17 protein-coding genes are annotated in these 21,183 nt (G+C 72.7%); 9 read left to right on the forward strand and 8 right to left on the reverse strand.

Annotation, left to right across the window (positions count from 1 at the left end):
* Positions 1–81: 81 nt before the first annotated feature.
* Complete coding sequence (locus ASD62_RS14175) at positions 82–2,049, reverse strand: hypothetical protein (protein ID WP_056916508.1); 1,968 nt, start codon at positions 2,047–2,049, stop codon at positions 82–84.
* A gap of 100 nt (positions 2,050–2,149) precedes the next feature.
* Here ASD62_RS14175 and ASD62_RS14180 point away from each other — a divergent pair, with 100 nt between their 5' ends.
* Positions 2,150–3,478 carry an MFS transporter gene (locus ASD62_RS14180; RefSeq protein WP_235530711.1) on the forward strand — a complete coding sequence of 443 codons (1,329 nt, stop codon included), beginning with the start codon at positions 2,150–2,152 and terminating at the stop codon, positions 3,476–3,478.
* 9 nt (positions 3,479–3,487) lie between these two features.
* Entirely contained in the window at positions 3,488–7,873 is a 4,386-nt protein-coding gene (locus ASD62_RS14185) for an AAA domain-containing protein (protein ID WP_056916509.1), read from the forward strand.
* 139 nt (positions 7,874–8,012) lie between these two features.
* Here the strand turns inward: ASD62_RS14185 and mscL are convergent, their stop codons facing one another.
* The 5 genes from mscL to ASD62_RS14210 form a co-directional block, all read right to left on the reverse strand.
* Positions 8,013–8,378, reverse strand: coding sequence for a large conductance mechanosensitive channel protein MscL (mscL, locus tag ASD62_RS14190; RefSeq protein ID WP_056916510.1), 366 nt, complete (start codon positions 8,376–8,378; stop codon positions 8,013–8,015).
* Positions 8,379–8,517: 139 nt separating this feature from the next.
* Positions 8,518–9,210 carry an SAF domain-containing protein gene (locus ASD62_RS14195; protein ID WP_056916511.1) on the reverse strand — a complete coding sequence of 231 codons (693 nt, stop codon included), beginning with the start codon at positions 9,208–9,210 and terminating at the stop codon, positions 8,518–8,520.
* 10 nt (positions 9,211–9,220) lie between these two features.
* Complete coding sequence (locus ASD62_RS14200; protein ID WP_056916512.1) at positions 9,221–10,057, reverse strand: S-methyl-5'-thioadenosine phosphorylase; 837 nt, start codon at positions 10,055–10,057, stop codon at positions 9,221–9,223.
* A gap of 117 nt (positions 10,058–10,174) precedes the next feature.
* Positions 10,175–10,570, reverse strand: a complete 396-nt coding sequence (locus ASD62_RS14205) for an FmdB family zinc ribbon protein (protein WP_056916513.1) — start codon at positions 10,568–10,570, stop codon at positions 10,175–10,177.
* An 86-nt stretch (positions 10,571–10,656) separates the two neighbouring features.
* Positions 10,657–12,327, reverse strand: a complete 1,671-nt coding sequence (locus ASD62_RS14210; RefSeq protein ID WP_082580831.1) for a potassium/proton antiporter — start codon at positions 12,325–12,327, stop codon at positions 10,657–10,659.
* A gap of 47 nt (positions 12,328–12,374) precedes the next feature.
* Between ASD62_RS14210 and ASD62_RS14215 the strand changes: the two genes are divergently transcribed.
* A complete protein-coding gene (locus ASD62_RS14215; protein WP_056916514.1) occupies positions 12,375–15,062 on the forward strand; it encodes a penicillin acylase family protein in 2,688 nt (895 codons plus the stop codon).
* Here the strand turns inward: ASD62_RS14215 and ASD62_RS14220 are convergent.
* Positions 15,059–15,712: a 5-formyltetrahydrofolate cyclo-ligase gene (locus ASD62_RS14220; RefSeq protein ID WP_200956892.1), complete on the reverse strand. Its 654-nt coding sequence runs from the start codon at positions 15,710–15,712 to the stop codon at positions 15,059–15,061. The two genes, ASD62_RS14215 and ASD62_RS14220, sit on opposite strands and share 4 nt — an antisense overlap.
* A gap of 64 nt (positions 15,713–15,776) precedes the next feature.
* Here ASD62_RS14220 and galU point away from each other — a divergent pair, with 64 nt between their 5' ends.
* The 6 genes from galU to ASD62_RS14250 all read left to right on the forward strand — a co-directional run bounded on the left by galU (position 15,777) and on the right by ASD62_RS14250 (position 20,698).
* Positions 15,777–16,697 carry a UTP--glucose-1-phosphate uridylyltransferase GalU gene (galU, locus tag ASD62_RS14225; protein ID WP_056916515.1) on the forward strand — a complete coding sequence of 307 codons (921 nt, stop codon included), beginning with the start codon at positions 15,777–15,779 and terminating at the stop codon, positions 16,695–16,697.
* A complete protein-coding gene (glp, locus tag ASD62_RS14230) occupies positions 16,694–17,914 on the forward strand; it encodes a gephyrin-like molybdotransferase Glp (protein ID WP_056916516.1) in 1,221 nt (406 codons plus the stop codon). The genes galU and glp overlap by 4 nt, the downstream gene beginning before the upstream one ends.
* A gap of 77 nt (positions 17,915–17,991) precedes the next feature.
* Complete coding sequence (gene moaC / locus ASD62_RS14235; protein WP_056917411.1) at positions 17,992–18,426, forward strand: cyclic pyranopterin monophosphate synthase MoaC; 435 nt, start codon at positions 17,992–17,994, stop codon at positions 18,424–18,426.
* Positions 18,423–18,935, forward strand: coding sequence for a molybdenum cofactor biosynthesis protein B (locus tag ASD62_RS14240; RefSeq protein WP_082580833.1), 513 nt, complete (start codon positions 18,423–18,425; stop codon positions 18,933–18,935). Before moaC ends, ASD62_RS14240 begins: the two co-directional genes overlap by 4 nt.
* A 19-nt stretch (positions 18,936–18,954) precedes the next feature.
* Positions 18,955–19,617: a GNAT family N-acetyltransferase gene (locus tag ASD62_RS14245; RefSeq protein ID WP_056917413.1), complete on the forward strand. Its 663-nt coding sequence runs from the start codon at positions 18,955–18,957 to the stop codon at positions 19,615–19,617.
* Positions 19,618–19,627: 10 nt separating this feature from the next.
* A complete protein-coding gene (locus ASD62_RS14250; protein ID WP_157581485.1) occupies positions 19,628–20,698 on the forward strand; it encodes a hypothetical protein in 1,071 nt (356 codons plus the stop codon).
* Between the two features lie 43 nt (positions 20,699–20,741).
* Here ASD62_RS14250 and ASD62_RS14255 read toward each other — a convergent pair whose 3' ends face one another.
* A complete protein-coding gene (locus ASD62_RS14255) occupies positions 20,742–21,182 on the reverse strand; it encodes a DUF2231 domain-containing protein (protein WP_056916518.1) in 441 nt (146 codons plus the stop codon).
* Position 21,183: the final 1 nt, after the last annotated feature.

Here is a 21,183-nt window from a genome sequence, read left to right on the forward strand (position 1 = left end):
ACGGACCTACCACCGACCGCTGACGGCAGTGGGCCGGGCCGCCACAGCGACCCGACCCACCCGAACCCGTTGCTGCAGTGGCTACTTCGCCGGGTAGTCCACGACGTACTCGGGCGTCCCGACCCGCGTGGTGTCGACGGCGGCCCCGACCCCGTTGACCACGTGGTCGAGGGTGCCGGCGCCGAGGTTGACCGTGAGGACGTGGTGCAGCGTCACGCCGGGCGTCCTCGGGACCTCGAACCCGTTCTCCGTGTGGATGGACGGGTTGTTCTGGTTGAAGACGTAGGCGCCACCGGCGAAGAGGCGGTGCTGCTTCACCCGGTCGGAGACCTTGTACGCCGACCAGCCGGGGGTGCGGCCGTTCATCCAGTCCGCCTGGGTCGGCGGGTCGTACGGCAGCTCGTTCTGGAAGAACACCGTCGTGCCGCGCTCGCCGTTCCAGACGACGTTGTGCTCCTGGAAGTGCTCCACGAAGAAGCCGGTCGTCGTCACATCGTCACCGTTGACGACGACGCCGTTGGCCGCGGTGTTGGTGCGCCAGCGGTCGGTGTCGCCGTTGACCCCCCGGGTGAAGCCCTCCGTGCCGTGGTCGGCGCGCCACACCCAGGTGTGGTCGACGAGCACGTCGTCACTGTTGATCTCGAGCGCGACCTTGGTCCGACCGACGTGGGGACCGCCGACGCGGAAGTACACGTCGGACAGCGTGGTCGGGTTCGACGCGGCGGGGCGGCCGGCCTTCGGGCGGTCGCCGTGGTCGCCGTGGTCGTGGCGCTCCGACCCGATCCGCATCAGCGCAGGGGACTGGACCGGACCGGCGTCGACCGTGACCCCCGCGATGACCACGCCCGGGACGTCCTTCACCTCGACCGGCACGGCGCCGCGGGCGGACGTGAGGGTCGCGTGACCGAGGCCGAGCACCACGGTGTCGGCGCGCTTGACCTCGATGGTGCGGTCCACGTCATACACGCCCGGGGTGAGGAGCAGGTGCTTGCCGCGGGCGAGCTGGGAGTTGATCTCCCGCTCGGAGGTCCCGGGGCGGGCGATGAAGAAGTCGCGCAGGGCGATGGTGCGGCCGGGGGTGGTGCCGGAGCCCCACGAGATGCCGCGGCTGTCGCGCTGGGCGGACGGGACGCGCACGGCATACCGGCCCTGGTCGTCCACGAACAGGAAGGGCTTCTCGCGGCTCACCGGCGTGCGGTCCAGCGTCGTGTACGCCGGGTCCGGGAAGCCCGCCTCGGTCGGTGCGCCCACGACCCCCGAGAAGGTCGCGTTCCACACGGCGTTGCTCCAGCCGGCGATCTCGCTGTTGCGGGTCAGCCACTGCTGCTGCGAACCGTTGATGACCTGGGGGAGGCGCGAGTCGGCGATGAACCCTCCGCTGGCGTACTGCGGTCCGGCGGTGCAGTAGTCCATCAACGACAGGTTCGCCCCGCTCACGTCGAGACGGCGCATCGACACTGCCTGGGACACCGCCCAGAAGTCGGCGGAGGCGCGGCACCCGTCCTGCCCGGCCGCGTTGACGCGGATCGAGAGGTTGGACAGGGTGCGCCAGAAGTTGTTGAGGGCGATGCAGTTGCTGGTGCCACCGTCACCGAGGCAGCGGTTGTAGACCTCGATCTTGCCGTTGATCCGCACATCGGTCGGTGAGGCACCCAGGCCGGCGATCTCGGTGTAGTAGCCGACCTTGACCTGCAGCGGCTGGGCGTCGGTGCCGTAGGTGCCCGGCTTGAACAGGAAGGCGTAGCGCTCGCTGCCCATCTCGTTGTCGACCTGGGTCGCCGCGGCCTTGTCGAGCGCCGCCTGGATCGTGGCCACGGGCATCGTCGGGTCGAACACGGTCACCGACGGCGGCAGGGCGGTGTCGGCGGGGCCGGCCGGCGGCTTGGCCGTGCCCGGCGCGGCGACGGCGGACGGCCCCGCGGTCGCGGACAGGGCTCCGAGCATCGTCACGGTCGCAGCCACGGCGACCCAGCGGCGGGCTCCGGTGCCGTGGTGGGCCGTCGTCCCCGAGGGGGGAGGGAGGTGTCTGGGGGTGGGGGTCGAGGACATCGTCGGCGCTCTTCCGGTGGGTTGGTGAATCGTGTCACCTCGAAGCATGTGGGGGCGGATGGACGACGTCAAGGGGTGGCCCACCGGCTAACCTGCGCTGGTGCCACCAGCCCCGCGACCTGCCCCGACGTCCGGCGTCGCGGTCCAGCACCGCACCGTCCGCACCCTCGTCGGGTCGCAGATGCTCGGCGGGGTCGGGGTCGCCAGCGGGGTGGCCGTGGGCTCGCTGCTGGCCGAGGACGTGAGCGGCTCGGCCGAGCTCGCCGGGCTGGGAGGCACCTTCCAGGTCCTCGGGGGTGCCCTCATCGCCGTGCCGATGGCCCGCCTCATGGCGCGGAGCGGGCGTCGACCCGGGCTGGTCATGGGGTACGTCTTCGGCATCGTCGGTGCCGTCCTGCTCATCGTGGCCGGCGTGGTGCGCAGCTTCCCGCTCCTGCTCGTGGCGAGCGTGCTGTTCGGTGGGGCGACCACCGCCAACAGCCAGGCCCGGTATGCCGCGGCCGACCTCGCGGACGATGCCCACCGCGGGCGTGACCTCAGCATCGTCGTCTGGGCCACGACCGTGGGCGCGGTGCTCGGGCCGAACCTCGTCGGCCTCGCGGGCGGCGTCGCCGACGTCCTGCACCTGCCCGCACTGACCGGTGCGTTCGTCTTCTCCCTCGTCGGGTTCGCGCTCGCGGCGCTGCGCCTCACCGTGCGGCTGCGCCCCGACCCGCTCCTGCTCGCCCGGCGTCGCGCGCACGACGCGGCACCCCACGATCCCGTGGAGCGTGCCCACGGGTCGGTCGTCCGCGGTGCCCGCGTCGTGCTGGCCAGCCCGACGGCCCTGCTGGGGCTGGTGGCGGTGGCGCTCGGTCACGTGGTGATGGTCAGCGTCATGGTGATGACCCCGCTGCACATGCACCACGGCGGCTCGACGCTGCGGCTCATCGGCCTGGTCATCAGCATCCACATCCTCGGCATGTACGCGCTCTCGCCGGTCGTCGGCACGGCGGTCGACCGGTTCGGTGCCCGGCCCGTCGTGGGGGTCGGCTCGGTCGTCCTGCTGGCGGCCTGCCTGCTCGCGGCCCAGGCACCCACCGGCTGGTCGCCGGGCCTGGCGGTCGGCCTCTTCCTGCTCGGCGTGGGCTGGTCGTGCACCCTCGTCAGCGGCTCGACCCTCATCGCGGGGGCGGTGCCGGTGGCCGAGCGGGCCGGGGCCCAGGGCGCCTCCGACCTCGCGATGGGGCTCGCCGCTGGTGGGGGAGGAGCGCTCGCCGGGGTGGTCGTCGGCCAGCTCGGGTACGGCGCGCTCGGCCTCGGCGCGGCCGTCGTCGCCGTCGTCATCGGGCTCACTGCTGCCTTCCTCCGAGGACCGCGGGGGTGCCCGGTCGAGACGGCCGCCCACACGCCGCCCGGCGTCGAACCGACCGACAGCAGGGTTCGTTAGCCTGCACAGGTGAACCAGCCGACCGACGAGACCCCCACCGCCCCGGCTGCCGACCCCGACCCCCGTGGTGAACGCGTCGCCGCGGCCGTGAAGACCTGGCAGCGCCACCTGGTCGACCTCGGCGGGCGCAACACCCTGCTCTGGTACCGCGACCTCCCAACTGGCACCCTCGACCTCACCACCGCCCACCCGGGCGGCCTCGCCATGCTCCTCGCCGGTCGGCCCACCCGCCTGTCCGACCTGGTCCGCGAGCCCGCGGCCCTGGACGAGGCGCGGCGGCGCGCGCGCACCATACGGTCCAAGACCCTCGAGCTCTCCGAGGAGCGGGGCATCGCCGCGGGCTTCATCGCGATCGGTATGGCGACGTGGACCGTCCGCGGGGCCTCGCGCCCCCCGGCGGCCCCGGTCCTGCTGCGCTCCTGCGTCCTCAAGCCGACCGGTGCCGCGCGCGAGGACTTCGACCTCGACCTCGGCAGCGACGTGGAGTTCAACCCGGTGCTCGAGCACTACCTGCGGTCCGAGCAGGGTCTCGACCTCGACACCGACGCCCTCGAGGACCTTGCGACCGCGAGCGGCAGCTTCGACGCGTACCCCGTGTACGAGCGGCTCAAGCAGCTCTGCGCCGCGGTCCCCGACTTCGCGATCACCCCGCGGCTGGTCGTCGGCACCTTCTCGTACGCCAAGCTCCCGATGGTGGCCGACCTTGCAGCGCAAGGGAGCTCCCTCGCCGACCACGATGTCGTCGCCGCCCTGGCGGGTGACCCGGGGGCGCTGCGCGCGGTGCGCACCCAGGTGCCGGAGTTCCCCGCGGACGCGGACCCGTCGCACGAGCTGCTCATCCTCGACGCCGACTCGACGCAGCAGGCCGCCATCGACGCGGTCCGTTCGGGTGCGCACCTCGTCATCAAGGGCCCACCCGGCACGGGCAAGTCACAGACCATCGCCAACCTCATCGCCAGCCTGGCGGGGGAGGGCAAGCGGGTGCTGTTCGTCGCCGAGAAGCGGGCCGCCATCGACGCCGTGCTGGGGCGTCTGGACAACGTGGGCCTGTCCGACCTCGTGCTCGACGCCTACGACGGCGCCAGCAACAAGCGACGGCTGGCGCAGGAGTTCGGCAAGGCGCTCGAACGCGGCACCAGCACCACCGAGCCCGACACCGCCGAGATCGAACGCGACCTCGTCGACCGCCGCGCCACCCTCGTCGAGCACTCCAGGGCCCTGCACGAGGTGCGTCGGCCCTGGGGCGTCTCGGCCCACCAGGCGCAGGAGGCCATCGCCACCCTCGGCGCTGCCCGGCACTCGCCGACCTCGCGCGTCCGGGTCCGCGGCCAGCAGCTCGCCGACCTCGACCGCCGCCGGGTCCAGGAGCTCGGCCGCCAGCTCACCGAGGCGGCATCGCTGGGCGCCTGGTCGACCGAGGAGGGGTCCGACCCGTGGTTCGGCGCCCGCATCCCGACCTCCGAGGAGGCGGTCCGCGCCCGCGAGATCACCAGCCGCCTCGCCGAGGGTCAGCTCCAGGACGTCGAGCAGACCATGACCGAGGTGTTCGCCGAGGTCAGCCTGCCGCGCGCCGAACGCGTCGGCGACTGGGGCGTCGTCCTCGACTCGGTGTCGAAGGTCCGCGACACCCTCGAGGTGTTCCGGCCCGAGGTGTTCGACATCCCCCTGGGCGATCTCGTGGCGGCGACCGGCTCGAAGTCCTACCGCGCCGAGCACGACGTCGAGCTCGGCGCGTGGTCCCGGTGGCGCCTGAGGCGTCAGGCCCGCTCGTTGCTGCGCCCCGGCCCGCCGCCCAGCGACCTGCACGCGGCCCTGGTGGACGCGCAGCAGCAGCGCACGTCGTGGCAGGCCATGGCCGGCGCCGGTGGCCGCCCCGAGATCCCGCTCGAGCTCGACCGGGCGCAGGCGGCATACGACTCCCTCGCGCAGGACCTGCGCTGGCTCGGCGAGCGGCTCGCCCCCACCGCCGCCGGCGGTGACCTCATGGGTGCCCCGCTGACCGAGCTGCAGCAGCGGATGGCCGACCTGGCCTCCCGCCCCGAGCGGCTCACCGTCGTCCCGCGCGTCCTCGGCGCCCTCGACGCCCTGCGCGCCGCGGGCATGGGGCCCCTGGTCGACGACCTCGCCCGCCGCGGCGTCGAGCCCGACGACGTGTCGGCCGAGCTGGACTTCGTGTGGTGGACCTCGCTGTCCGAGGACCTCATTGTGCGCGACTCCCGGTACGGCGCCCATGACGGGGCCCAGCTCCTGCGGGTGGCGGCGGAGTACGTCAACGCCGACCACGCCCACCTGGCCGCGAGCGCCGACCGCGTCCGCGCCGGAGCCGCCCGCAAGCTGCGCGAGGTCCTCGCCGACCACCCCGAGCAGGAGGCGCTGGTGCGGGCAGAGGCTGGTAAGTCGCGGCGCCACCGGCCGCTGCGCGAGCTGCTGCCCAAGGCAGGGGAGACCTTGACCGCGGCCAAGCCCGCGTGGGCGATGAGCCCGCTGGTCGTCGCCTCGATCCTGCCGCCGGGACGCTGGTTCGACGTGGTCATCTTCGACGAGGCCTCGCAGATCCCACCTGCGCAGGCGGTCTCCGCGATCTCCCGCGCCCACCAGGTCGTCGTCGCCGGCGACGAGCGCCAGCTCCCGCCGACGAACTTCTTCACCTCCGCGGTCGACGAGGACCTCGCGCCGGACTCGGAGACGCTGACCGAGGGGTTCGAGTCGGTGCTCGACGTGCTGACCGCCGCCCTGCCGACGCGTCGCCTGTCGTGGCACTACCGCTCGCTCGACGAGCGCCTCGTCGCGTTCGCCAACCGTGAGATGTACGACGGCTCGCTCGTGACCTTCCCCGGCACGGGCACCGACGCCGTGGTGCGCCTCGAGTCGGTCGAGGGTTCCGGCGTCGTCGCGCCCGGCGAGGAGGCCATCGAGTCGACGGAGGCCGAGGTCGACCGGGTCGTGGCCCTGGTCCTCGAGCACGCCCGCACCCGACCGCAGGAGTCGCTCGGCGTCATCGCGCTCGGCATCAAGCACGCCACCCGCCTCGACGACGCGCTGCGCAAGGCCCTGCTCGAGGCCGACGGTGTCGGCGACTTCTTCGACGAGGACCGTCGCGAACGCTTCTTCGTCAAGAACCTCGAGCGCGTCCAGGGTGACGAGCGTGACGCCATCATCCTGTCCGTGGGGTACGGCAAGACCCCGCACGGTCGGGTGCTGCACCGGTTCGGACCGCTGAACCTCGAGGGCGGCGAACGCCGCCTCAACGTCGCCATCACCCGTGCCCGCCGCCGCATGACCGTCGTCTCGTCGCTGCTCGCGTCGGACCTCGACCCGACCCGCCTCAAGGCGCGTGGCGCGGTCATGCTCCGCGACTTCCTCTCGTATGCCGCCGACGGAACCCTCCCGGGTCCGGCCACCTCGTCCGCGGCGTCCACGGTCGCCGCCCCGGTGGCTGTCACGGAGGCCGCAGGGACGGACGCGTCGTCGACGGACGAGGTCGTCGAGCCGGTCCCGGACCTCACGGCTGCGGCTGCCGCGGCTCCGCTGGGCGGGCTGGTGCGGGCGGAGTTCGCCCGTCGTCTGCGCGAGTCGGGGCTGGTGGTGCACGAGGCGTTCGGCGGCGCCGGTCACCCGGTCGACCTCGCGGTCGAGGACCCCGACCGCCCCGGCCTGGTGCTGGTCGCCGTGGAGACCGACGGCCCGGCCTACGCCGCCATGCACAGCAGTCGCGACCGTGACCGCCTGCGCGGCGAGCAGCTCGGCCGCCTGGGTTGGGAGCACGTCCGCGTGTGGACGACGGACCTCTTCCGTGACCCGGCCCGAGACGTGTCGCGCGTCCACGCGGCGGTCCAGCGGGCAGCCTCCCGCCGGACGGCAGCCGAGCGTGCGGCCAAGGCCGCCGCACCTGTGGTCGCTGTCGCGAACCCTGTCGTGATCCCGGCCGCCGAGCCGGTCGAGCCCGAGGCGGCGACGGGCGCAGCGACCCCCGTCGACACGGCCCTCGCCGACTCTGCTCCCGTCGACCCGGCTCCGGTCGAGGCGGAGGCACCCGCGGAGTTGGACGAGGTCGTTGGCGACGCGGTGGCGGAGGCCTCGACCGGCGATGCCCAGCTGACGTTCGAGGGCCTCGGGTCGTCGGACGACTTCGCGCCCAAGCCCGACACCGGCGCCCGCAAGCGCCGGGTCCGTGGCCGCCGCGCCACGGCGAAGCCCACGAATACCCAGTCGGGGGAGCAGCTCCCCGAGCCCGAGCCGGCCGAGGCCGCCGAGTCCACCCAGGCCGAGAGCCAGCCGAAGGCGCCGGACCAGACCAAGGACGACACCGACGCCGGCTGGGGTGAGCAGCCGAACCTCTCGGCGCACGACCGCTGGCTGTTCGAGCAGCGCCCCCCGCACTGGGGTCGCGACTGACCCGCGCTCGCCACGAGCGGGCGACACGACAAAACGCTGGTTGCGGGGCAACCCTCGGGGAAACAACCCGCAGTATGCCGTGCAACCAGCGTTTTGCGTGTGAAGGGGGCGCGTCGGGCGCGCGCCTGGCCCGGTGGGCTCAGACGGCGCGGTTGAGCGAGTCGCGGATCTCGCGGAGCAGGATGACGCTCTCGTCCGGGGCGTCGTCGACCTCCGGCGCCTGGGCGAACCGGGCCTTCGCTGCCTCGTACGGCTTGACGACGAAGAAGTAGACGACGAATGCCATGAGCAGGAAGGCGAACAGAGCAGTCAGGAACGGTCCGACCGAGACCAAGCCGCCGGGCTTGAAGTCATCGAAGTTCTTGGCGCCGCCCACCTTGCCCACGAGCTCGATGATGATCTTGGTGAACGAGGTGACCACGGCCGCGAATGCCGCGCCGATGATGAACGCGACGGCAAGCTCGACGAGGTTGCCCCGCATGACGAAGTCTTTGAAACCCTTCATGGGATCCGCACCCTTTCCCTTGATGAGTGGAGCAGTGGCTTCCACGCTAGCGATCCGAACCGCGCGCGTCTGCGCATGACCATCTGCGGAAAATGTCCGTGTCGCGGACGGAGCTGCGTCCCTCACCGGGTCGTGGGGCTCAGCGCGACCGGAGGACCACCGCGAGCTGCGGGCGACCCAGCACGTCCTGTTGGGCGGCGGACAGGTCGAGGATGGTCGGCTGGTCGACCGCCACGGTGAGCCCCGAACCCTCCAGGTTGTTGCCGCTGGAGGAACCCGGCCCGTTGAGCACCGCCCCGAAGTCGGTGGTGAACACCGCGTCGACGGCCAGGACCGGCGCGCTGTGGGCCACCACGCCGCCCGGACCGACGAGGTCGATGCGGTCGCCGGGGCGCACCATCGACACCGACCGGGCGTCGGCGATCATCACGTGGAAGGCGAGCAGGTCGATCGGCTGCCCGGCCAGGACGCTCGACGGCCTGGCCCGGTCGGTGGTGACCGGCTCGCCGCGGTTGAGCGTCGCCGTCAGGGGCCGGCCGATGACCTGCGACACCTCGGACGCCGCACCGTCCGGGACGAGGTCGGCCGGAAAGAGCAGCACGCGCAGGGCGTCGGGGGTCGCCACCTCGCCGACCGCCAGCGGTCGGGCCGCGACGACGACCGGTAAGAGTGCCCCGCCACGCGGTGACTGCGCGAGGGCGACGACACCGAGCACCGCGGCCGCGGCGCATGCAGCCGCCAGTCCACGACGCGCGACCCGGCGTCGCCACTCACGGCGACGTCCGGGACCGCGCAGCCAGTCGACCAGCTGCCGTGCCCGGGCCGTCTCCACGTGACGATCCTCAGCCGGGGAGCGCGAAGGGGAGGGTGATCCCGTCGAGCGCGCGGCGGCACGAGCAGGTGGCGGCCTCGTCGTCCTCAGCGGCAGGCATGGCCGCGAGTGCCGAACGCAGGACGGCCTTGAGGCCGTCGACGTTGCGGCCGAACACCGCCAGCACCTCCTCGTGGGTGACGGCCTCTCCGCCGTCGACCCCGGCGTCGTGGTCCGTGACGAGCGCGATGGTGGTGAAGCACATGGCCAGCTCGCGGGCGACCGATGCCTCGGGCATCCCGGTCATGCCGACCACGGTCCACCCGGCCTGCTGGTGCCAGGCGGACTCGGCCTTGGAGGAGAAGCGCGGACCGTTGATGACCACGAGGGTGCCTGAGTCGGCGACCTCCTTGCCCGCCCCGCGGGTGGCGGCGATCGCGACCTCACGCCCACGCGGACAGTAGGGGTCGGCGAACCCGACGTGCACGACCGGTCCCTCCGCGTCGTAGACGGTGTGGGCGCGGCCCCAGGTGCGGTCGACGACCTGGTCGGGGACGACGACGGTCCCCGGCCCGAGCTCGGGCTTCAGCGAACCGACCGCGCACGGTGCCAGGACCTGGCGGACGCCGACCGATCGCAGGGCCCAGAGGTTCGCCCGGTAGTTGACGCGGTGGGGCGGGAAGCGGTGTCCCTGACCGTGCCGCGCGATGAAGGCCACCCGCCGACCGTCCACCTCACCGATGACGAGGTCGTCGCTCGGGTCGCCGAACGGTGTGCTCACGCTGACCCGCTCGGCCTGGTCGAAGAACTCGTAGAACCCGGAGCCGCCGATGAGGCCGAGGTCTGCGCGCAGGTGCTCTGGGGTCATGTCGTCCAGCCTACGCAGCGGGGTCGGGGCCGACATCCGGGTGAGCTGCTGTGGACGTGAGACGACGACGCCCGCCCCTGTGGACAGGAGCGGGCGTCGAGGAGACGTAGGGAGTGCTCAGGCAGCCGAGCCGTCCGCCGCCTTCGACGAGGACGAGGGCGAGGAGGCCCCGGCCTTGGCTGCACTGCCAGAGGACGACCCCGACGAGGACGACCCAGACGAGGACGACCCAGACGAGGACCCCGAGTCGGAACCGGACGAGCTGGACGAACCCGAGTCGCTGGAGCCGTTCGAGCCCGAGTCGCTCTTGCCCGCGGGCATCGACGCGGACGAGCCGCTGCGCGAGTCGGTGCGGTAGAACCCGCCGCCCTTGAACACGACGCCCACCGCGCTGAAGACCTTGCGCAGGCGGCCCTCGCACACGGGGCAGACGGTGAGCGAGTCGTCACTGAACGACTGCACCGCGTCGAAGCGGTGGTCGCACTCGGTGCAGGCGTAGGAGTACGTCGGCACGGGTTCCTCCAAGATGTGGCGGCCAGCGGTCCGGTGAGGGCTGGCACTGTGGTGGGTCGACTGCCAACTATAAGGCCGAGCGGACCCTACTTCTTCCCGCCGAGGCGCTCGCCCAGGCGCCTGACCAGGGCCCGACCGCTGTCTCCCGGCGACAGGGCCTGCCCCGCCGGGACCACGGCGGTCCCGTCGCCCCGGCCGCGCAGCTGGCGTCCACCGCTGGTGGCCCACCCGGCGAGGCGGCCGTTCTGGCTGACCTCCCGGACCCTCTTCTCGGCCCTGGTGCGGGACTCGGCGGTCGCGACGATGAGCAGCTGGTCGCCCCGCCGGACCACGGTGTTGACCTCGGGCACGAACCCCTTGTCACCGCGCACGACCAGCGTGACGTTGGCGCCCTCGGGCAGGCGCAGCTCGAAGATCTCGACGCCGTGCAGCTTGGACGCCGGGCCCACGGTGACCTGCAGCATCTCCGCCCCCAGCTCCTCCAGGGGCGTCGCCTCGACAGCGAGGTCGAGCGTCGCGTAGTCCTCCACGATGCCGAGGCGTTGGGCGACCCACGGGAGGGTCGGCGCCTGGACGATGGTGAAGACGACCACGAGGACGAACACCAGCTCGAAGATCCACTCGACGTTCTTGGCCCCCACCGTGAGGGGGACGGTCGCGAGCACGACGGGGACGGCGCCCCGCAGCCCGGCCCAGGAGAGGAACACCTGGTCCCGCCACCCGATCCGGAACCAGGAGGCCGAGGCGATCACGGACAGGGGGCGGGCGACCAGCAGCAGGACGAGGCCGATGACGATGGCCGGCAGGACCTGCGAGCCCATCTTGCTGGGGGAGGCGAGCAGGCCGAGGAGCACGAACAGGCCGATCTGGGCGAGCCAACCCAGCGCCGTGGAGAGGCCGAGCACAGCCGGGCCGTGCGGGAGCCGCAGGTTGCCCAGCACGAGGGCGGCCAGGTAGCAGGCGATGAAGCCGCTCGCGTGCACGGTGGCCGCGGCGGCATACGCGAGGACGGTGAGGGCGACCACCCCGATGCTGAACAGGCCGGACGAACCCGACGCGGCCCGGCGCATGAACTGTCCACCGACCCACCCGACGGCGAGCCCGATCGCGGCACCGACCCCGAGCTCGACCACCGCCTTGAACAGCAGGGTGAACCAGCCCTCGGCGTCGGCCGGGTCGGCGCTGCGGGCGGCGAGCGCCGTGACGAGGATGACGACCGGGGCGTCGTTGAAGCCGGACTCGGCCTCGAGCATCCCTGTGATCCGGCGCGGGAGCGGCACCCGGCGCAGCACGGAGAACACGGCCGCGGCGTCCGTCGAGGACAGGATGGCGCCGACGAGCAGGGCGGTGTTCCAGTCCAGGTGCAGCACGAACCGCGCGGCGACCGCCACGACGGCGACCGAGACCACCACGCCCAGGGTCGAGAGCACGGCCGCGGGGCCCACGGACCTGCGGATGCCCTCCCACCGCGTGCTCAACCCGCCCTCGGACAGGATGAGGATGAGGGCCGCGTAGCCGAGCACCTGGGTGAGCTCGTTGGAGTCGAACTGGATCCGTCCGAAGCCAGCCTCGCCGATGGCGAGACCGATGCCGAGGTAGATGAGCAGCGACGGCAGGCCGGACCTCACGGACAGCCGGACGGCGGCCACGGAGACCAGCAGGACGAGCGATCCGACGAGCAGTGCGGGCGTCAGGTCGTGCAGCGTGAAGGCCGACGAACCCGCTTCGAGGGCAAGGGCGGGGAGTCCTGCGTGCACGGCCCGTCACGTCCTTTCCCTGTCAGTGGTGCGGATAGTCTCGCAGGGTGTCCCGCGCCATTCTTGCCCGCCGCATTGCCATCGCCGTGGCGGCCCTCCTGGTCGTCGTCCTCGGAATAGTCGCGGTTCTCGCGGTCACGTGGGTGAGGCGTCCGTTCCCCGTCACCGAGGGGGAGATGAAGGTCCCCGGTCTGCAGGGCAAGGTCGACGTGGTCCGCAACGACAAGGGCATCCCGCAGATCTACGCCGACAGCTCCGACGACCTGTTCCGCGCGCAGGGGTTCGTGCAGGCCCAGGACCGGTTCTTCGAGATGGACCTGCGCCGGCACATCACCTCCGGGCGGCTCTCCGAGCTGGTCGGTGAGGGCGGCCTCGAGACCGACCGGGTGATCCGGACGCTGGGCTGGCGGCGCGTCGCCGAGGCCGAGCTGCCGACGCTCAAGCCCGAGACCCGCCGCTACCTGCAGGCGTACTCCGACGGGGTCAACGCCTACATCCACCAGCAGGGCACCCCCTCGAAGATGTCGCTCGAGTACGTCGTCCTGGGCCAGAAGGTCCCTGACTACCGGGTCGAGGACTGGACCCCGGCGGACTCGCTCGCCTGGCTCAAGGCGATGGCCTGGGACCTGCGCGGCGACTACAGCGACGAGCTGATGCGGGCTCGCCTCGCGGGGACGATGTCCCTGGCCCAGATCAACGAGCTCTACCCGCCGTACCCCTACGACACCAACAAGCCGATCCTCTCCGCCCAGGACTGGACGCCGACGACGTCGAACGCCACCAACGGTTCGGCCAACTCCGCCCTGCCCTTCGCCGCCCCCGCCACCACGGGCAAGGCGGCCAAGGTGGCCGAGGCGGTCAAGGACGCGAAGGCGACCGACCCCGAGCTCACCGCCGAGCGCAGCCCGGCCGCCGAGCAGGCGTATGCCGCGGTGTCCAGGGCACTGCGGGCCGTCCCGGTCACCGTCGGGCGGGGCGACGGGATCGGCTCCAACTCGTGGGTGGTCGGCGGGTCGCGCACCAGCACCGGCAAGCCGCTGCTCGCCAACGACCCGCACCTCGGCGTCAGCATCCCCGGCATCTGGTACCAGGTCGGCCTGCACTGCCGCTCGGTCAGCAGCAGCTGCCCGTTCGACGTGGCCGGCTACTCGTTCGCCGGCCTGCCCGGCGTCGTCATCGGGCACAACCAGTCGATCGGCTGGGGCTTCACCAACCTCGGGCCCGACGTCAGCGACTTCTTCCTCGAGCAGGTGCGCGGCAACACCTACCTGCGCGACGGCAAGCAGGAGCCGCTGACCATGCGCACCGAGACGATCAAGATCGGTGGCGGCGGGGAGCAGACCATCACGGTCCGCAGCACCGCGCACGGCCCGCTGCTGTCCGACGCCCTCGACAAGGTCGCCGAGGCCGGGGACAGCCCCCTGGTCAACTCCCGCACGAGCCCCGGCGACTACGAGGTCGCGCTGCAGTGGACCGGCATCGAGGTCAACCAGACCGCCGATGCGATCTTCGGCCTCAACACCGCCCAGAACTTCCAGGAGTTCCGCGCGGCAGCCAAGGACTTCGCCGTCCCGGCGCAGAACCTCCTGTACGCCGACACGGCCGGCAACATCGGCTACCAGGCTCCCGGCTCCATACCGATCCGCAGCCGGTACATGGAGGGCGCCCCCGGCTTCTGGATCCGCCCGGGCTGGGTCTCCTCGTGGGACTGGAAGGGCAAGGTCCCGTTCGACGAGATGCCCTGGTCCTACAACCCTCCTGAGGGGTTCATCGTGGCGGCCAACCAGGCCGTCACCGAGAGCGGCTCGCCGTTCCTCACCACCGAGTGGGACTACGGCTTCCGCAGCCAGCGCATCCGCAGCCTGCTGGAGAAGAACACCAAGGTCACCCCGGCCACGATGTCGCAGATCCAGGGTGACGTGCGCAGCCAGTTCGCCCCGACGCTGGTCAAGGCGCTGCTCAAGGTGGACCTGAGCGGTGACGACTTCACCAAGCAGGCCCAGGACCTCTTGCGCAAGTGGGACTACACGATGCCGGTGGGCGCGAGCGACGCCGGCGCGGCCGCGGCCTACTACAACGCGGTCTGGTCGAGCCTGCTCGACCTGACGTTCGACGACGAGCTGCCCAAGGACCTGCGGGCCGACGGCGGCGACCAGTGGATGCAGGCGATGACCCAGCTGCTGACCAAGCCGCGCTCGGCCTGGTGGGACGACAAGCGGACCGCCGGGGTGGCCGAGGGCCAGTCCGAGATCCTGCGCAAGGCCCTCGTCGACGCCCGCCTCGACCTGACGCGTGAGCTCGGCAAGGACCCGTCCGACTGGCAGTGGGGGGAGCTGCACACCCTGACGCTGCAGCACCAGGTGCTCGGCGGCGACGACGTCCCCGGCGTGGTGCGGGCCCTGTTCAACCGCGGCCCGATCGAGCTGCCCGGTGGCTCCGCGATCGTCAACGCCAACGGCTGGGACGCCAGCCAGGGCCTCGACGACGCCAGCCGCTCCAAGGCGTTCAAGGTCGACTGGGCCCCCTCGATGCGCATGGTGCTCGACTTCTCGGACCTCGACCGGTCACGCTGGGTCAACCAGACCGGCAACAGCGGCCACGCGTTCTCCGACCACTACAACGACCAGTCCGAGGCGTGGGCCAAGAACGAGCTCTACGACTGGCCGTTCAGCCGCAAGGCCGTCGACGCCGCGGGCGGCGACGAGCTCGTGCTCGTGCCCGGGACGACGAGCTAGCGGGAGCCGGCCGGGCCGGGGGACGCGTCCCCTGACGGCGCCGGGAGTCGTCGGAGCCCTCCCTCCGCGGTGACCACTGCGTCGACGGCCCGGTCGTGCGGCTCGCGGGGCAGGTCGTCCTCGAGCAGCTCCCACGGGTGGACCACGGCGACGAGGGTGGCCGCGGTGCGCGGGAGCGCCCGGTCGTAGCAGCCCTTGCCCTGGCCGATCCGGGTGCCGTGGACGTCGACGCCGTGCGCAGGGACGAAGACCACCTTCGCCCGGCCGACCGCATCGAGCCCGAGCGCCGTCCCGCTGCCCGCCTCGCGCCAGTCGAGGTCCCAGTCCGCGAGGGTGAGGGGCAGCAGCACGCGGACCCCCCTGGCCACCAAGGCCGCGACCAGCGCCTCGGTGGGGGGTTCGGTCGGCATCGACTCGTAGGCGGCGACCCAGTTACCGCGTCCCACGCCGGCCTCACGGGCCGCCCTGAGGGCGGCCAGGGCGATGGCCTCGCCGTCGGCGGCCCGGTCGCGGCCCGGCACCTGCTCGCGCCTCAGCCGGCGCAGCCGCCCTCGGACCGCCGCCTTGTCCTCGGGAGCGGGCCCGGCGGCATACCCGCTGGTGGGCTGGGGGCCCGGCTCGGGGGGACGCTCGGGACTGGGGGTGGGCACAGGCTCCATGGTGCCCGCCACGGTGGTCGAGCCGCGAGGGCCGGGGCCGAATAGGGTGGGACGCATGAGCAGCCAGCCCGCCCGACCTGTGACCAAGGCCGTGATCCCCGCAGCTGGACTCGGGACCCGCTTCCTCCCCGCCACCAAGGCGACGCCCAAGGAGATGCTGCCGGTCGTCGACAAGCCGGCGATCCAGTACGTCGTCGAGGAGTCGGTACGCGCCGGGCTCGACGACGTCCTCATCATCACGGGTCGCAACAAGAACGCCCTCGAGGACCACTTCGACCACCAGTGGGAGCTCGAGCAGGCGCTCGAGGCCAAGGGCGACACGTTCCGCCTCGAGCGGGTGCGCGAGTCGGCCGCGATGAAGGTGCACTTCGTGCGCCAGGGCCAGCCCAAGGGGCTCGGCCACGCGGTGCACGTCGCGAAGGAGCACGTGGGCGACAACCCGTTCGCCGTGCTGCTCGGCGACGACCTCATCGACGCCCGCGACCACCTGCTCGAGGAGATGCTGCGCGTCCGCGAGGAGAAGGGCGGCAGCGTCATCGCGCTGCTCGAGGTGCCGCCGGAGTCCGTCCACCTGTACGGCTGCGCCGCGGTCGACGAGGTCGACGGTGACGTCGTGCGCATCACCGGACTCGTCGAGAAGCCCGACCCGTCCGAGGCGCCGAGCAACTTCGCCGTCATCGGTCGCTACATCCTCGACCCGTCCGTGTTCGGGGTGCTCGAGCAGACGCCGCCCGGACGGGGCGGCGAGATCCAGCTGACCGACGCCCTGCAGACCCTGGCCGGCTCCTCCGAGCCCGGCGGCGGGGTGCACGGCGTCGTCTTCCGCGGCCGCCGCTACGACACCGGCGACCGGCTCGACTACCTCAAGGCCGTCGTGCGGCTCGGCCTGGACCACAACGAGCTGGGTGCCGACTTCGGCGGCTGGCTGGACGAGTTCGCCGCCGAGCGCCGGGACGCGAAGGCCGCCTCCCAGTGATCTCCGTCGAGCAGCACCTCACCCGGATCCTCGAGACCGTCAAGGTCATCAGGCCGTTCGAGCAGGGCGTGCTCGATGCGCAGGGCTGCGTCCTCGCCGAGGACGTGACGGCGCGCGGGTCGCTGCCCGGCTTCACCAACTCCGCGATGGACGGGTATGCCGTGCACGCCGCGGACGTGGCGTCCGCCTCCGAGGAGCACCCGGTCGTGCTGCCCGTGGTCAACGACATCGCGGCCGGCAACACCAACGCGCTCTCCCTGGCCCAGGGCCAGACGATGCGGATCATGACCGGCGCACCGATGCCCCGGGGGGCCGACGCCGTCGTGGCCGTCGAGAACACCGACGGCGGGGTGGTCCGCGTCAGCATCCGGGCCGCGTCCGTGGTCGGCCAGCACGTGCGGGAGGTCGGCGAGGACGTCGAGGAGGGGACCGTGGTGCTCCGGCGCGGCACCCTGCTCGGCCCCGGGCAGATCGCCCTGCTCGCCGCCGCAGGGGTCGCCCGCGTGCGGGTCGTCCCGCGACCCCGCGTCGTCGTCATCTCCACCGGTGACGAGCTCGTCGAGGTGGGGGAGAAGCCGGCCTTCGGCCAGATCGTCGACTCCAACTCGGTCATGCTCACCGCTGCCGTCACCTCCGTCGGTGCCACGCCCTACCGCGTCGGCGGGGTTGCCGACGACGCCCGCACCCTGATGGCCACCCTCGAGGGCCAGCTCGTCCGCGCCGACGCCATCATCACCACCGGCGGGGTCTCGATGGGGGCCTTCGACACGGTCAAAGAGGTGCTCTCGCGCGTCGGCACGGTGCAGTTCGACAAGGTCGCCATGCGTCCGGGCATGCCGCAGGGCTTCGGGGTGCTGGGGGACGAGCAGGTCCCGGTCTTCACCCTGCCGGGCAACCCGGTCAGCGCGCTCGTGTCGTTCCACGTGTTCGTGGCCCCCGCGCTGCGCGCCATGGCCGGTCGCCCCGAGCCGTCCTTCCCCCCGGGGTACGTGCCCGCGGTGGCGGCAGAGTCGTTCAGCTCGATCCCCGGGAAGATGGAGTTCATGCGGGTCGTCCTGGACGACGACCGGGCCCGGCTCGCCGGTGGTCAGGGGTCGCACATGCTCGGCGCCCTCGCGGCCGCCGATGCGCTCGCGGTCATCCCGCCCGACGTCACCCAGGTCGACGAGGGTGACGCCCTCGAGTGCCTTCCCCTGCTCGGTCGGGAGGGCCAGTGAGCCAAGTCACCGGTGGCCAACCGGACGGGCCGGACGGTTCGCGGCTGACCCACGTCCGCGCCGACGGCTCCGCGCACATGGTCGACGTGTCGGCCAAGTCGGTGACCGCTCGGGAGGCCAGTGCCGCCGGTCGGGTCCTGTTGTCCCCCAAGGCGATCGGCGCCCTCCGTGACGGCAACGTCCCCAAGGGTGACGCGCTCGCGGTGGCCCGGATCGCCGGCATCCAGGCGGTCAAGCGCACTCCGGAGCTGATCCCCCTGGCGCATCCGATCGCCGTGCACGGCGTGGCCGTCGACCTCGACGTCGCCGACGACGGGGTCGACGTCCGGGCCACGGTCCGCACGGCCGACCGGACCGGCATCGAGATGGAGGCGCTCACCGCTGTCGCCGTTGCCGCCCTGGCACTCATCGACATGGTCAAGGCGGTCGACAAGCACGCCCGCATCACCGACGTCCGGGTCACCGCCAAGTCCGGCGGTCGGTCCGGCGACTGGGTGGAGGAGACGACGTGAGCGACCCGACGCAGGCGACCGAGGGGGTGCCGGAGGCGCCACGGGCGTTCGTCGTCACGTGCTCCACCCGGGCGGCCGGGGGTGTCTACCCGGACCGGGGCGGACCCCTGATCGTGGCGGCCCTGCGCGAGTGGGGCTTCGAGGTCGGCGACCCGACTGTCGTCCCGGACGGGCCGGCGGTGCGCGAGGCGCTCGAGGCGGTCCTGGCCGCGGAGCCGGACCTCGTCATCACCACCGGAGGCACCGGGCTCTCGCCGACCGACGGCACCCCGGAGGCCACCCGGCCCCTGCTCGACCGCGAGGTCAGCGGCATCGCCGAGGCGATCCGCGCGGCCGGGGTCCGAGCCGGGGTGCCGACGGCCATGCTCTCGCGCGGACTCGCCGGCATCGCCGGATCGACCCTCGTGGTCAACCTCCCCGGGTCCTCGGGCGGGGTCAAGGACGGCCTCGCCGTGCTCGATCCCGTGCTGCGGCACGCGCTCTCGCAGATCCGGGGCGGCGACCACTGATGTCGACGTGGCGGGCCTGATGGCTCCGTGGCCGGTCCAGCTCGCTGGCCGCACGACGGCTGGTCAGGAGCTGCTGCTCGACCCGCTGCGCCGGCGTGACCGCAAGGACTGGGTGCGCGTGCGCTCGGTCAACCGCGAGTGGCTCGGCCCGTGGGAGGCCACCGCCCCCGAGGACGACCCCCGCCCGGTGTCCTTCAGCGGCCTGGTGCGGCACTACAACCGCGAGGGTCGGGCCGGGCGGATGATGCCGTTCACGATCCGCACCGAGGGGCAGGTCGTGGGCCAGCTGGTGCTGTTCGGCATCTCGTGGGGCTCGTTGCTGTCGACCTCGGCGGGCTACTGGATCGACCGGCGGGTGGCAGGTCGGGGCATCGTGCCGATGGCCCTGGCCCTCGCCGGCGACCACGCGCTCGGCCCGATGGGCCTGCACCGCATCGAGGTCAACATCCGCCCCGAGAACACCAACAGCCTTGCCGTCGTGCGCAAGCTGGGCTTTCGCGACGAGGGCCGGCGGGCGGCATACCTGCACATCGACGGTCAGTGGCGCGACCACCGAACGTTCGCGCTGACGCGCGAGGACCTCGGTGGGGCGACGCTCGTGGAGCGATTGCACACCAATCACACCAGTCACATTGGCGACACACCGCCCCACGTCCCCGAGGGTCCCGCGCACGGCACCTAACGTCGTGTTCGTGCAGCCCAGCAGTCTCATCTTCCTCGTCATCATCGCCGTCTGGGCTGCCTACTTCGTGCAGTACTGGGTCCGTCGCCGCGAGCACCTCGCCACCGCCCAGTCGGTCGACCAGTTCTCCGAGACCATGCGGGTCCTCGAGCGCCGCTCCCCGCTCCCCGCCACGGACCTCTCGACCCCGGCTCGTCCCTCGTATGCCGTGAGCCCGGCGCGCGCGGTGCGCGCCCAGGTGCTCGTCAAGCGCGCCGAGACCACGACCTTCACGATGACCCCCTCCGGTGCGGTCACGCCCGTCGCGGACGCGGTCCCCGACTCGCCCCGCCGCTCCGGTGGCTGGGACGCCTCGGTCGACACCGACGACGAGGGTCAGGGTTGGGACGTCGAGGCGGCGCCGGTCGTCCGACCGGCGCGTGCGGTTCGCGGGCTGACCCTGCTCGCCGCCCTCGCCGGTTTCGTCCTCTCTGTGCCGCTCGCAGCCCTCGGGGTCGTCCCGTGGTTCGGCATCCTCGTGCCGCTGGCCGCCGCCGCCGGCGCGGTCGTCTGGCTCCGCCAGGCCGTCGCCACCGAGCAGGCTGCTCGCCGCGAGGCGCGTCGCCCCTCCGCCGAGCTCCGGTCGCAGCGCAGCGAGTCCTCGGCACACCGCCGGGACCAGGGCCTGCAGCGTTCGGGCCGCCCCGCTCCCCGTGGGCACGCGGCACCCACCGCCCGCACCGCCGGCCCCGATGCAGAGCGCGCCTCCGAGGAGGCCGAGGCGGTCGCCGCGCCCGTGCGTGACGAGCTCTACGACGTGCAGGAGGTCGAGCGCGGTCTCGCCGCACCCGCCGCGGTGGCGACGCGCAGTCCTGCCGCCCATGCCGCTGCCGCTCCGGCAGCCGCGGCGCCGCGGATGCCCCTCGTCGACGAGGACGACATCCCCCTGACCTGGGACCCGGTGCCTGTCCCGCGCCCGACCTACACGATGAAGTCCCGTGCGAGCCGCCCGGCTCCCACCTCCGCGGACCTCGTCGGTGACGCCGACACCGAGTTCGCGCGCTATGAGCAGGAGCCGGTCCGCCGCGTCGCCGGCGCCTGACCCGCTCGGCACGACCCGAGACCCGAGGGTCGCCGGCTGCCGGCTAGCGCTTGCCCCACACCGCCTGGGCGCCGGCATCGCCCGCGAGCGCCACGATCACCGCGGTGCCCACCGCGCTCGCGAGGACCAGGACCGCCAGGACCAGCCGCATCCTGCGGTCGGGCTGCTCGCGCCGCAGCACCAGCCACTGCGCCACCGTCGTCACGGCGAGGGCCGCCGCCCACGGCAGCACCATCGAGCCCAACGACCGGTGGTGGTCGATGAACGCCGGGTTGCCCAGCTTGGTGGCCAGGTCGTTCCCGGCCCGTGTGGTCACGGGGACGGCGACGAGGCCGACCACCGCCCCCAGCGGGACGAGGAAGGTCAGCTTGCGCTGCGCCGCAGGCCAGACGCTCACGGCCATGGCCGCCACGGCCGTGAGGGGGAGCAGGACGACGACGAGGTGGACGAGCAGGGCATGGGCGGGCAGGCCGTTGATCTCCATG

The sequence above is a fragment of the Phycicoccus sp. Root563 genome (assembly GCF_001427915.1).
In the GTDB taxonomy this organism is placed as follows: Bacteria; Actinomycetota; Actinomycetes; order Actinomycetales; family Dermatophilaceae; genus Pedococcus.

Bases quoted from the DNA above. Each gene is read 5' to 3' on its own strand.
- ASD62_RS14175 (WP_056916508.1), bottom strand. From the start codon at position 2,049: ATGTCCTCGACCCCCACCCCCAGACACCTCCCTCCCCCCTCGGGGACG.
- mscL (WP_056916510.1), bottom strand. From the start codon at position 8,378: ATGAAGGGTTTCAAAGACTTCGTCATGCGGGGCAACCTCGTCGAGCTT.
- ASD62_RS14200 (WP_056916512.1), bottom strand. From the start codon at position 10,057: ATGACCCCAGAGCACCTGCGCGCAGACCTCGGCCTCATCGGCGGCTCC.
- galU (WP_056916515.1), top strand. From the start codon at position 15,777: ATGAGCAGCCAGCCCGCCCGACCTGTGACCAAGGCCGTGATCCCCGCA.
- moaC (WP_056917411.1), top strand. From the start codon at position 17,992: ATGGTCGACGTGTCGGCCAAGTCGGTGACCGCTCGGGAGGCCAGTGCC.
- ASD62_RS14245 (WP_056917413.1), top strand. From the start codon at position 18,955: ATGGCTCCGTGGCCGGTCCAGCTCGCTGGCCGCACGACGGCTGGTCAG.
- ASD62_RS14255 (WP_056916518.1), bottom strand. From the start codon at position 21,182: ATGGAGATCAACGGCCTGCCCGCCCATGCCCTGCTCGTCCACCTCGTC.